Raw genomic sequence first — 13,020 nt, forward strand, 5'->3', positions numbered from 1 at the left:
TTGTGCTGAACCCGCTGCTGACGGGTTTTGGGAGCAAGCTGGGTGACCGATGGGGTTCGCTGCTGACCTCCCCCGCGCTGGCGTTCTGGATGGGAGGGATCATCGCCTGGGTGTGGGGACACGGCGGCCTGGCCGGGCCTGAGTCCGGCTGGCAGTCACTGGGACGCGCGTGGAGCCGGAACATGGGCAGCAGCCTGCCGGCTGCTGCCCAAGCACTGCTGGTGGTCCTCGCCGTGCTGTTGGTGGCCGCGTCGACGCGGCTCGGCGAAGCTCTGACCTTGACCGTGCTTCGTCTGCTGGAGGGGTATTGGCCTCGGTGGATGTCCCCGGTCCGGGCGCATCTCCTGGCACTACGGGGCAGGGCCGTCGACCGGAGGGCCGAACGATGGCGGGAGCTGGCCCGGCGCCGGGCGCACTTGACGCCTGCCGAGTATGCCGAGTTCGCGGCGCTGAACACCTCTCGGGCATGCGTTCCTCCTGCACCGCGGGACAGGATGCCGACCAAGCTGGGCGATGTGCTGAAGGCCGCGGAGTCCCGTCCCCACCACCGGTACGGTATGGATGCAACGGTGTGCTGGCCACATCTTTGGCTGTCGTTGCCCGAGCGGGCCCAAGCTGATGTCGCAGCTGCGCGCGCTCGGCTGGACGACGCCGCTCGTCTCTGGCTGTGGAGCCTGCTCTTCGCTATGTGGGCGACGTTCACGTGGTGGGTGCTCCCTGTCGCCTGGCTGGGAATGGCCATCGGCTACCGGTTGGCTGTTGCCGAGGCCATGCAGTACGGCCGACTGATTCAGGCAAGCTTCGACCTCTATCGCAAGGACCTGTACGAACGCCTCGGATGGGAACTCCCTGCCGACCCGTCACAGGCATACGACACTGGCAAGCGACTGACGGCTTACCTGGAGCGGGGACCACTGCTGGACGAGGCAAGCAGGAGGCCGGTGTGAAGAAGGAACGGGTGCACGATGCCGAGAATTGGCTGGGATGGCCGCCGATCCCACGGCCTCCGGTCCGATTCCACACCACTCTCGACGTGGCACGCAGAGCGCTCGCGGACTATGTCAACGGTGATGCGTCCGCCCGGCGTCGCCTTGCGGAGGCATTCGACGAGGTGGTGTCCCGCGAGTGTTTTCCCGGCAGCCCCCTCCCGTTTCGAGTAGCCCTGCTCACGCGAGCGGGCATAGCGCACAACTGGTGCGGAGTGGGTGAGTCGAGCGACACGGATCTGCTGGCGGCCCGCAAACTCCTCATGGAAGGGCTTCGCATCACACCGCTGGGAGGACCGGAGCAGGCATGGCTCGAATACGGCCTCGGCAACACGCTGGTCAACCTCTTTCAGAGGGCAGGCGGCGAGAATCAGCTCAGCGATGCCTTGGACCACGCCCGGCGCAGCGTCTCCTGCGCCGGAAACGACCAAAGACTGGCCGCACTGTGCCGGGCCGGACTGGCATCAACTTTGGGAACCCGCTTCCGTGTGCACGGTGACGCGGCGGTACTGGCGGAAGCCGTGAGTCACGCGGAGTGGTCTGCGACCACCGCCGGCGACACACAGCTGGGCCACCGATTCGCATACATCCTGGCTGAACTGCTGGCGACGAGGTACGACGCGAGCGGAAGCCTCGATGACCTCCACCGCGCCATTGAGCTTTTGCGCGGGGCGGGGGAGAGCCGTGACTACATCATGGCGCCGAGGACCGGCAATGCCTTTCGTGGAACCCTGGGGAGCCTGCTGCGGCGACTGTACCTGCGCACACGGGACGGTGCCGTATTGGACGAAGCGATCCGGGTCCTGAAAGAGGAGGTCGGGGACGACGACTCCAGGGCCGATCCCGTAAGTCTGAGCCTTCTGGGCAACGCGCTGCTCACGCGCTACCAGAGCTTCGGCGGCAGGGGCGACCTGCTGAGAGCCGTCGATCTGCAGATGAAGACCCTCAACGCGCGCAGGGCCGGTGACTGGCAGCTCGCATCGGGCCACAACAACGCGGGCAACGCCCTTGCGTCGGCCTGGCGCGAGACCGGTGACGACCAGTTCGGGACGGCTGCCGTCGCGCACTACCGCACAGCCCTCGCGCTGACGTCGCAGAACGCTCCCGAAAGGGCCTCTCGCGCCTACAACCTCGGCTCGACACTGCAGGCCAGAAGTGTTGTTGCTGGCGGCGATGAACTGATCAAAGAAGCCGTTTCCGCGTACCGGGACGCCGTCGGCCATGGGTTGGACAGCTCCCCAGAGTGGGCGCTCGCCGCAGCAAGGAGATGGGGCCAGTGGGCCGTTGCGCGTGAGTGCTGGGAAGAGGCATGTGAGGCATACGGCGGCGGCCTGGAGGCCGGTCGAGGGTTGTTCCGTACCCAGCTTCTCCGGGAGGACAAGGAGACATGGCTCGCCGATTCACAAGGCATGCCCTCGGAGGCCGCATACGCGCTCGTGCGCACCGGGCGGTGGAAGGAGGCGGTCGAGGTCCTGGAGACTGGCCGGAGCATGCTGCTGTCGGAGGTCCTCGAAGCCGATCGGACCGGACTCCACCAGCTTGCCGACAGTGACCATGCCGAGCTAGTGGACCGCTACCGCGCCACGACGGCAGCCCTGAACCGAGCCATGCGCGACGGTGCTTCGCCGGTGGCGCTCCGGCGCCTCCGCGGAGCAGTCGACGGTGCCATCGCGGACATCCGGTTGGTCGAGGGTTTCGAACGGTTCCTTACCCCACCAGACTTCGCCGAAATTTGCCGGGCCGTACGGCAAGGCGCCATCCTGGTCTATTTGGCGGCTGCTGAACGGGCCGGAGTCGCAGTGACCGTGGATCACACCGGCCGGATTACCGCTGTTGAGCTGCCCTCCCTGACGACCGCCGCGGTCGAGCGGCGTGTCGGTGTCGTGATGAAAACGCGGCGGAGCCTGGTCCTGCAGGCGGGCGCGTGGAAGGGCGCGCTCGATGCCGTCACCCGCTGGGCATGGTTAACCATCGTCTCGCCAGTCCTGCCAATCCTCGACGAGGCCGAGGACTTGATCATCGTGCCATCCGGGAAACTGACGCTCCTCCCGCTGCACGCCGCCTGGCGGCCACTGCCTGACTTACCAGGCGCACGACACTATCTACTGGACGAACGGACAGTGCGCTACGTCCCCAATGCGCGGGCACTTGAGTTCACGCAACGGACTGCGGCAGGTACTCACGGCGATCGGGTCCTCGTGGCCGCCGACCCCCAACCGAGTTCAAGGCCGGCTATTGCGTACACGCGCACGGAGGCCGCCTGGGCACGCCGTTGGTTCGCTCACAGCGAAGTACTACGGGGTGATAAGGCCACGCCTGAAGCCGTAGCCTCGGCCCTCTCTCGGAACCAGGTTCACCACTTCATCTGCCACGGCCGTTCCGATACGGACAGCCCTTTGGACAGCGCGCTCGTCCTGGCTGACGACCGCGAACTCACTCTGCGTGCAATTCTGTCCATGCGACTGGGACACCCCGGCGCCGGGGGCGGAGCCCGGCTGACCGTACTCGCGGCGTGCGACACGGACCAGCCTGGCACCCCGTTGCCTGATGAGGTCGTCTCCTTGCCGACCGGCCTTATCCAGGCAGGTGTGGCCGGAGTCATCGCAGCTCAATGGGCGGTTCGCAGTGAAACGATGAGCCTTCTGACGGCCCGTTTCTATCAACTGTGGCGGAGCGAGGGACGGGAGCCGGCCCTCGCCTTGCGCCTCGCACAGCGTTGGATGAGGGATACCACCAACGCAGAAAAGATACGGGACCTGACACCCGCCCTGACGCCGTCAAGAGACGACGAAGACCTCGAAGAGCTAGTGCGCAGCCTGAGACTTCGTGATCCCCATGCACGCTCCGCGACGCATCCTGCGGACTGGGCCGCTCTCAGCTTCCACGGTTCTTGACACTCCCACCCGCGAGGGACGGCAGGACGGACCCAGTACTCCAGCTGCGGTTCGTGTCCGAGCTGGCGGTCGTCGTTGTCCTGGTCTGGAGTGGATGACTGAAGTTGCCGACCGGGCAGATGAGTTGGAGTCGGTGTTCGCGCAGGTTGCGGGCCGGAGTGCTCGGGCGGATCTGCGGTGGCGGATGCGGGGGTGGTGGTCTTGGCGGTGTTCTGCTTCTTCTTGCCGGAGACGAACGCCTTGCGGCCGGCTCGGCCGGCTTGGGGACGGCGGACCTGGGTCTCAGTGCCGTCGATGCGCAGTTCGACGTCTTCGGCCTGGGCGTATGCGAAGACGTCGGCCAGGGTGCGCAGCCGGATGCCAGGCCGGTCGGGAACGGCGAAGCCCCGGGCGGCGAGCGGCGGGCGGATCTCGTGGATGGCGAGGGTGACGGTGGGGCGGGTCACGTCGTACAGCTCGGCCAGTGCCGTGTGCGGCAGCTGCAGACGCAGGTGGACCAGGGTGACCGTGATCCGATCGGTGAAGACCAGCGTGTGGTTCGGCTCGGTTCCGGCGGCCCGTTTGCGCTCTCCGCCACGCCGCTTGCGCAGCTTTGACTCGCACCGTGCCAGCCAGGGATCGGTCAACTCCGCGATCAAAAGGCCGAGATGTGCACGATCAAGGCCGCAGAAGGCAGGATTGGGACAAGGCCGCACGAGCTCGATATTGCGTCACAACATCAACAACCCGTGCGGTCCACCTCACGTCACGATTCGCTGGCGGCCCGAGCGGCGTAGGAGTGGGCGACCAGTTCCTCGACCAAAGCGCTCTTCGCTGCCGAGTAGGCCGCCCTGCCCTCGCTGTCTGCAGAAAACCGCTGAGCCAGGGACATCTTCAACGCGCTGTAGCGCCGGACTGCATCGGGTCGCTGACGCAGGTAGTCACGGAGTAGGACATGATCAAGGTAGGGCTTTGAGCCGCGACCACGCCGTACAGATGATGTTCGGGAGCCGCAGGAAGGGCTTGGAAAGCCTGCCGGCCCAAAATCCCCAGATCGCCTTCGTGACCGATAACCCCGCGCGGTGAGTCGGGAAATCAACTCGGGCATGACGGCCTCCTCGGACACCACGATGTCGAGGTCGATGATCGGCTTCGCGGCGCACTCCGGCACAGCCGTACTGCCGACATGCTCGATGGACACAGCAAGATCCGCGACGTGAGGTGTCAGTCGCTGCCGCAGATCCTCGAACCGCTCGGGCCATCAGGGGTCGTAGTCACTGACCACGATCGTGCGAGTCATGTCGGCAGTCTCGCAGGATCGCCAGGGCCCATCGAATCCCTCGGAGAGCCCTGGGTATCGCGTACCAAGTCGTAAGGGCTCGCAGAAAATCAACATGCGTGTTTGATGTTGTCTTGGGGCTCGGTGCCGTAGGCGTCGAGGTAGGCGGCCACGTCGGTGGGGGTGGTGAATCGTGCGGTGGAGCGGGGGACGTTGCAGCCGTGCTGGTCCAGGAGGGGCTGGGTGTCCTGGATCGTGCGGGTGATGGTCTGCGAGCTGGTTCCGAAGAGTTCGCCGAGGAGGGCGTGGGTGAAGCACCCGCGCTGGTAGAGGATCGTGGCCAGGACCCGGTCGGGGTCGGTGAACGCCTGCCGGGGGCCGGCGCCGGGGGCTCGCTGTCGTTCGCGACCGCGTCGGTGGCGGCGCTGTTCCTCTCGCCGGGCACCCTGGAGGGCCGCCAACTCGCTGATGAGGGTGTTCAGTTGTGAGCGGGCGATGCCGGTGAGTTCCGGGTCGGTGAGGCGGGTGTGCTGCCGGGCGTCCCACAGCCGTGGTTCCGCGCCGTGTGGAGTGCTGGTGGCTGTGGGCGCGCGCTGGGCATGGTGTGCGTGGTGAAGTCGGCCCGAAGCGCGGTCTCGTCTTTCGATCGAGCCGTTTCTTCGGGCCGCTTCCCGCACCCGGCGTGCCACTCTCATGGCACCGGGCGCTCCACAAGTCCCGCTTTGCTGTCGATGATCGTCCTCATGCCGTGGTCGGCCAGGGGGAAGGGATGGCCGCGCCCCGGTAGCGGTAGCGCGTTGTGCGCACCTTTCCGGGGTCGAACAGCGTCCGTTCCTCTCCAACTGGCCGCCAACCTCCCTCGCAATAGCGGCGGCGGAGGTCCTTCCAGGTGATCCGGCGGTGCTTGCGGCGCAGCCATTTCATGACCTGGCTCCATGTGTACGAGCTCAGGTATTGGAATGTCGCGCTGGACACGCCGGGTCGGAAGTAGGCGCACCAGCCCGGCAGCATCCGGTTGAGCTGGATGAGCAGGGTGTCGAGCGGTTGGTTCGTGGCCATCTTCCGGCACGCCGTTTTGACCTTGGCCATCACAGCCGCGAGGGCCTTGCGTGAGGGGTAGGTGTAGACGTAGTACCGGCTGGTTCCTCGTTTGCGGTGGCGCTGGATGTGCCACCCGAGGAAGTCCAGTCCCTCATCGATGTGGGTGATCAGGGTCTTCTCCGGGGATAGGCGCAGGCCCATCGTGGACAAGACCCCTGTGATCTCCTCGCGCAGGGCTGTGGCATCGCCTTCGGTGCCGTGGACCATCAGGCACCAGTCGTCCGCATACCTGGAAATACGGTAGTTGGGAAGACCTTGACGGCGACGCTGTTCCCGCCCCAGCTTGCTGCTTCCGGGTCCTCCCGGTCCCTGGGCTACGTACTCGTCCAGGACCGACAGGGCCACGTTGCTGAGCAACGGCGACAAGATCGAACCCTGCGGGGTTCCGGCGCTGGTTTCTCGCAGCACGCGATCCTCACCGAGGATGCCCGCTTTGAGGAATGCCTTCACCAGGTCAAGAACGCGTTTGTCCCCGATCCGAAGCCGCACCCGGTCGAGCAAGTCGGGATGCGAAATCTCGTCGAAGCAGGCTTTGATGTCACCTTCCACGATCCACTCATACCCGTGGGACGTGAAGTGGCGGACCTCGGCCACCGCGTCGTGAGCCCGGTGGTTCGGACGGAACCCGTAGGAGCACGGGAGGAAATCCGCCTCGAAAATCGGCTCCAGCACCAGCTTCAAGGACGCCTGCACCACCCGGTCGGCGATTGTCGCGATCCCCAGGCGGCGCAGCTTGCCGCCTGTCTTGGGGATCATCCGCTCCCGCACCGGCAGCGGACGGAAACTACGATCCTTGATCGAGCCTCGTAGTGCGTCGAGGAACTCCTCAACGCCCGTCTGCTCCGCGATGGACGCCGCTGTGCGGCCGTCCACCCCGGCGGTCTTGGCACCCTTGTTACCCCGCACCCGATCCCACGCGACCAGCAAGAACGCGGGATCGGCACAGAGGTTGAAGAGGTCATCGACCTGCGATGAGGATCATCACGGGCCCAACGGTGCAGCTTGGCCTGGATCTCCCGTACCCGGCGCTCCGCCTCATACGTGGCGTGCTCCAGTTCGTCGGTATTCACCGATGACCTCCCGGTCTTCCAGTTCCTCGACTGCTGAGTTGCTGGCCCCCTTCGCCATGTGCGCGCCATTAACGCGCTCGGACTACTACGGGGCCTCCGCCACGTCCTGGCGTCGTCAGCCGACGACGGGCCTTGCCCTCCACCTGACTGGCTGCCAGACGGGAAGGGCGACACCAGGACGCTTCCCACGTTCACCACCAACCGGTCGACGAGTGAGCCGCCCAGCTCTACCCCGACAGCATCGCCACGCCTACGCCGCAGGCTTTCAACGTGGCCTCCCCACCGGCACCTTCAAATCGGCTTCGGAGTCGCCACCCGGAGGTGGCGTGCGCTGCACCCGGCCCGCATCTTCCAGATTGGAGCCGGTGGAACTCTTACGGGGCGTCAGACACTGGTTCCTCTCGTACGGCGTCTCGTCTTGCTTGCCGGACCCGCGCCGTCTGGAAGTACCGACGCGTCCCGTCGTTGTCAGGGCTGCTCCCACCTCCGCGTGCATCTCCACGCATCGGCTGCCCTCAGCTTCACCAGCCTGCTGCGACAGGCCGGCGGTAGGGGTCTTTCACCCCTACCCGGTATCAAGTGGCGCCTCGTGGCGCACGAGGGTGTAGTTCCAGTCGCCGTGGAAGCGGTGGCGGGTCATCGTCAGCGCGTCGACCTGGGCGTCGTCGACTTTCACGCCGGTGGGGTAGGCGCCGGTGTCGAGTTCGGCGCGGACCTTCAGTCCGGTGCGGGTGGTGGTCGCCGCGATGGACTGCACGATGACTTCATGGCTGGTCAGGGGCCTGCCGCGCCAGTTCATGGAGATGTGGGAGAACAGCCGGTGCTCAATCCGGTTCCATTTCGATGTGCCCGGCGGTAGGTGACTCACCGTGATCTCAAGGCCAGTCTCGGCGGCTAGAGCGGCGAGTTCGGTCTTCCATGCCCGGGTGCGGTAGCCGTTGGAGCCCCCGGCGTCGGCGGTGATCAGCAGCCGACGGGCGCGGGGGTAGTCGCCCTGTCCGGCCCCGTGCCACCAGCGGCGGATCGAGGCGACCGCGAAAGCGGCGGTGTCGTGGTCGGTGCCGACACTGACCCAGCCGGCGTTCGCGGCAATGTCGTAGATGCCGTACGGGATCGCCTTGCCGGGCCCCTCCCGGTCCAGGAAGTCATGCGTCTTGACCTGCACCGGCTCACCCGTGGGCTGCCATTCACGCCCCGCGTTCTTGTACTGGCCGACCAGTTCCTTCTTCTTGCTGTCCACGCTGACCACCGGGTCCCCGGCGCCGATGTGGTCCTTGGCCTGCTCGTTGATGTAGCGGAACTGGGCGTCCCGGTCCGGGTGCTGCTTGCCTTCGATGGTCTTGGAGTTGGCCTGCAGACTGAAACCCTCCTCCCGCAGCAGGTCACCGACCGTGTCGGCACTGACCTTGTGTCCCTGGCGGGTCAGCTCGCCGGCCAGGTTCCGGGTCGACTTAGTCGTCCAGCGCAGCGGCGACATCGGGTCTCCGCGCATGTCCGGCTCGACCAGGGCGAGCAGCGCGGGCCGCAGTCCCGCATCCAGGTCGGCGGCCTTCTTCCGGCCGCCTCCGGGCCGGCGGACCCGCCCCAAAGGCGCCTCGCCCGCCTCCAGCTCATCCGCCCCCTTGCGGACCGTCGCCTCGCTGGCCCCGGCGGCCCGCGCGACGGCCCGGATCCCGCCGTGCCCCAGGACGCGGGCCTCTCCTCCCATCAGCAGACGCTGCTGCCGCTCGTCCAGGTGTGGGAACAACACCCCGAACTTGGCAGTCAGTTGATCTCGAACCTCTTGCGGTATGCCCATACCACGTCAACGAGCCACATCACCGGAAGCAACACGTTGATTCTCTGCGAGCCCTAAGCTTGACGTTTATCCAGCTCTGCTGCTTGTGATGGTTGTCGTGAGGTCCGGTTGGCCCTGTTTCCCGACGGTGCGTTCGCGTGCACGGTGCTTGTTCTTCGTGCCGATTGGTCGGCCTGGGCCTGCGGTGCTGGGTTTCGGTGCACCGGCCGGTTGAGGGGCCTTGCCGTGGAGGCGGCGAAATCCTCGGCGGACCCGTGCAGGGGTGAGACGTCCTTGGCGTGCGGGCCGCTCCCAGGGTCTGCGAAGGTCCTCGGCAAGGGGCCGGGCCAGGCGGAGTTGGGTGTGGGCGGCGATGACCAGCCAGGTCCAACGGTCAGCGGCGGCCGGCTCGCGGAGTTTGGGAGCCGTCCAGCCCAGCGTCTGCTTGAACATCCTGAAGGTGTGTTCCAGGTCGAATCTGCGCAGGAACGCCTGCCAGAGCCGGTCCACGTCCCGGCGGTGGCATCGGTGGCCGACCACCACAGCCAGATCGGCCGGGGGTGGCGGTCGCCGCGAAGGTGGTCGACCCGCAGACGGATGACGGTGCCTTCGATGATCGGCAACTCTCCGGGATGGTCGGCCCAGGCCGAGCGCCGGGTCAGCAGTGGATGCAGGCGGTCCCACGCCGTGGCGACGGCCTGCCCGTAGTGAGTGGTGTCGGTCACCGTGGTGATGGACGGGACCGGCAGGGTGGCCGGGTACTCGAAGGTGAACTCTGCCCCGTGCTTGGGTTTACGCCCGCGCTTGCCCGCCGGCTGGGGCGTAGGCGGAAAGTACAGGACTCGGTCCGAACGCATCCGGCCCAGTAACTCCACGGGCAGGTCCGCGAGCAGGAAGGCCAGGCGGGTCACGTCGTAGCCGGCATCAAAGACGACGAGGACGGGCGGGTCGCCGATCTGCCACTGGCCTGCCACATACAACCGCTGGAACACCTCTCGGACCTGGCCGGCGGTGACGGCGATCGCGTCGTCCCAGGGCCGCAGCCGGAGCACGTCCAACACGGCCGTCCACGAGGTCCGGCCCGGCTCCACAGCGGCAACGAAGGAGTAGGGCCAACCGGGGATCATCTGGGCCGAGCCTCTGCCTCGCCCGTATGTGTGGCAGAACATCCGGTCCGGGCTGGTATTCGCGTCCGGCCGCAACCAGTTGCTCACATCGACCGCCAGGACCAGCCGCCCCGACGCCGTGCGGGGAAGCGGCAGCCCTGCCAGCGTCCTGCGCAGGCGTGCCACATCCAGATCCCCGCAGTTCAGGCCGCCGTACAAGGCGCCATGCCCACGCCGGTGCTCAGGCTCCAACGACAGCTCGACCAACGTCCTCACCGGACCATCCGCGCACAGCAGGGCATCACTCAGCTCGAACAGCGCATCGCGCCGCCCGGTCAGACAGGCATAGAGCTCCGTCCGGAAGCATGACAGTTCGGCAAACGCATCCCGCGGGACGCCGTGTTGCAGCACACTCATATCTACGGCCTTCGTGTTGATCCCATGCCTCTGTGACGGAGCACAGGATCAGGCGAAGGCCGCTCTTACGTCCGGAACTCAGGCAAACCCATCAGCAAGTTCGAGGCCGTGTTCGACGGCAGACCATAAACGCCAAGCTAAGCCCCGGAGGTCGGCCGAACCCGTGCTTGGAGTTGTGAGCCGAAGCACGCTACTTGTCACACAGGCGGCTTGTTGTCACTCCAAAGATGAGGTGGGCTGCGGGGTGTCGGTACGGAGGATGTGGCTGGTTCGGGTAGCCCATGCCTCAGCGCCGAAGAGCCGTTCAGCCTCCTTCAGCAGCCAGCCGTACGGTCCGAGGTTGTCGAGGCTCATTGCATAAGATGCCGATGTGTGCGAGTGCCGCGGCAGCAGCCCCAGGGGCGCCCTCCGAGCACAGCGGTCATCACACCGGCCCGGACATGATCCGAACTCTTGCCTGCTCGCCTCAGCGATGGCCGATCTCCACGAATACCACGACCTTGAGTACCCGGTTCCTCAACCGAGCGCACGGTCCAGGTTGAACGCGGCGCTGATCAGGGCGAAATGGGTGAACGCCTGTGGGAAGTTGCCTTGTTGCTCACCGGTGTGGCTGATCTCCTCGGCGTACAGTCCCAGATGGTTGGCGTAGGTGAGCATCTTCTCGAAGGCCAGCCGCGCCTCGTCGATCCGCCCGGCGCGCACCATGGCCTCGACGTACCAGAACGAGCAGATGGAGAACGTGCCCTCGTCGCCCCGCAGTCCGTCGGGGCTCGCCTGCGGGTCGTAGCGGTAGACGAGCGAGTCGGACACCAGGTCGTGGGTGAGCGCGTCCAGGGTGGACAGCCACTTGGGGTCGGTCGGGGCGATGAACTTCGTCAGCGGCATCATCAGGACGGCCGCGTCGAGGACGTCGCCGTCCTCGTGCTGAACGAAGGCCTGGCGGGTCTCGGACCAGCCGCGTTTCATGATCCGCCGGTAGATCGTGTCGCGGCTCTCCCGCCAGCGGGGCAGATCGGCGGGCAGGCCGCGCCGGTTGGCCATGCGGATGGCCCGCTCGATGGCCACCCAGCACATCAGGCGTGAGTAGAGGAAGTTCTTGCGGCCGCCGCGGGTCTCCCAGATGCCCTCGTCGGGCTGGTCCCAGTTTTCGCACACCCAGTCCACCAGCGCGCACAGGTCGTCCCACTGGCCGCTGGGGATCGGCTCGGCCCACTTGTCGTAGAGGTAGACCGAGTCGATCAGCGCGCCATAGATGTCGAGTTGGAGCTGCTCAGCCGCGCCGTTGCCGACCCGTACCGGCGCGGAACCCTGATGCCCCTCCAGATGGGTGAGCTCATGTTCGGGCAGGTCGGTGCGGCCGTCGATGCCGTACATGATCTGCAGCGGGCCCGACGGCTTGCCGCCGCCCGGGGTGATGTGCTGGGACACGAAGTTCATGAATGCCTCGGCCTCGCCGGTGAAGCCCAGTCGTAGCAACGCGTACACGCAGAAGGCGGCGTCGCGTACCCACACGTACCGGTAGTCCCAGTTCCGCTCGCCACCGAGCTGCTCGGGCAGACTCGTCGTCGGGGCGGCCACGATCGCACCGGTCGGCGCGTAGGTGAGCAGCTTCAGGGTGAGGGCCGAGCGGTGCACCATCTCCCGCCAGCGGCCTCGGTACTTGGAGGCGGACAGCCACTTGCGCCAGTAGGCCACTGTGGTGGTGAACTGCTCCTCGGCCTCCGTCCGCGCGCACCCGCGTGGTGCCACCGTGCCGCCCACCTGGTCCAGCGCGAGTACCACCGACTCGCCCTCGGCCAGCTTGAAGTCGGCGCGCGCGTCCAGGCCGTCGATCTTCAGCGGGACGGTCGAGGTCAGCCCCAGCGAGAGCTTGGCGGACTCGAACACTGCGACGTCGCCGGCCATGCGCACGGTGTGTGGCTCGGCGCCGTAGCCGAACCGCGGCGCCATGCAAGTACGGAACGGGATGGAGCCGCGCACGCACACCACCCGCCGGATCAGCCGGTGGCGTTCGATCTCCACCGAGTCGCTGTCAACCGGCATGAAGTCCTGTACCTCGCCGACACCGTCCTCGCTGAAGAACCGGGTGATCAGCACGTTGGTGTCGGGGAAGTAGAACTGCTCGGTGCGCGCCGGCACACTTGCCGCCAGCTCGAAGCGGCCGCCCTTGTCTGCGTCCAGGACCGCGGCGAAGACGCTCGGGGCGTCGAAGGAGGGGCAGCAGTACCAGTCGATCGTGCCGTCGGTCCCTACCAGGGCCACGCTGCGCAGGTCGCCGATCAGACCGTGCTCGGCGATCGGCAGACAGGGCGCGGCCGCGGGCCCGTGCTGTGTTTCGCCCATCGCAGCTCCCCGGACCGACACAGTGCCGATCTTCTACGGCACTGGCATGGAAGGCGTTTGCAAGATGA

General features: G+C 66.7%; 4 protein-coding genes and 5 pseudogenes. 2 read left to right on the forward strand and 7 right to left on the reverse strand.

Annotated features, from left to right (window positions below; genetic code table 11):
* Nucleotides 1-2: 2 nt before the first annotated feature.
* Together AS594_RS34660 and AS594_RS34665 are read left to right on the forward strand one after the other, a co-directional pair.
* Complete coding sequence (locus tag AS594_RS34660) at nt 3-947, forward strand: hypothetical protein (RefSeq protein ID WP_069774673.1); 945 nt, start codon at nt 3-5, stop codon at nt 945-947.
* Nucleotides 944-3,880, forward strand: a complete 2,937-nt coding sequence (locus AS594_RS34665) for a CHAT domain-containing protein (protein ID WP_167368089.1) — start codon at nt 944-946, stop codon at nt 3,878-3,880. The genes AS594_RS34660 and AS594_RS34665 overlap by 4 nt, the downstream gene beginning before the upstream one ends.
* A 443-nt stretch (nt 3,881-4,323) precedes the next feature.
* Here the strand turns inward: AS594_RS34665 and AS594_RS48075 are convergent.
* The 7 genes and pseudogenes from AS594_RS48075 to AS594_RS34695 form a co-directional block, all read right to left on the reverse strand.
* Nucleotides 4,324-4,575: pseudogene (locus AS594_RS48075) on the reverse strand (transposase family protein); the annotation flags it as partial.
* Between the two features lie 50 nt (nt 4,576-4,625).
* Nucleotides 4,626-5,108: pseudogene (locus AS594_RS41685) on the reverse strand (GrpB family protein); the annotation flags it as partial.
* 140 nt (nt 5,109-5,248) lie between these two features.
* Nucleotides 5,249-5,749 (reverse strand): annotated as a pseudogene (locus AS594_RS34675) (helix-turn-helix domain-containing protein); the annotation flags it as partial.
* Nucleotides 5,750-5,879: 130 nt separating this feature from the next.
* Entirely contained in the window at nt 5,880-7,166 is a 1,287-nt protein-coding gene (ltrA, locus tag AS594_RS34680; RefSeq protein ID WP_240509018.1) for a group II intron reverse transcriptase/maturase, read from the reverse strand.
* Between the two features lie 741 nt (nt 7,167-7,907).
* Nucleotides 7,908-9,107, reverse strand: a pseudogene (locus AS594_RS34685) (ISAzo13 family transposase); the annotation flags it as partial.
* A gap of 66 nt (nt 9,108-9,173) precedes the next feature.
* Nucleotides 9,174-10,609 (reverse strand): annotated as a pseudogene (locus AS594_RS34690) (NF041680 family putative transposase).
* 516 nt (nt 10,610-11,125) lie between these two features.
* On the reverse strand, nt 11,126-12,952 hold the full coding sequence (locus tag AS594_RS34695) for a glycoside hydrolase family 15 protein (protein WP_069774662.1): 1,827 nt from the start codon (nt 12,950-12,952) through the stop codon (nt 11,126-11,128).
* Nucleotides 12,953-13,020 lie beyond the last annotated feature (68 nt).

Origin of the sequence: Streptomyces agglomeratus (assembly GCF_001746415.1) — a bacterium.
GTDB lineage: Bacteria > Actinomycetota > Actinomycetes > Streptomycetales > Streptomycetaceae > Streptomyces > Streptomyces agglomeratus.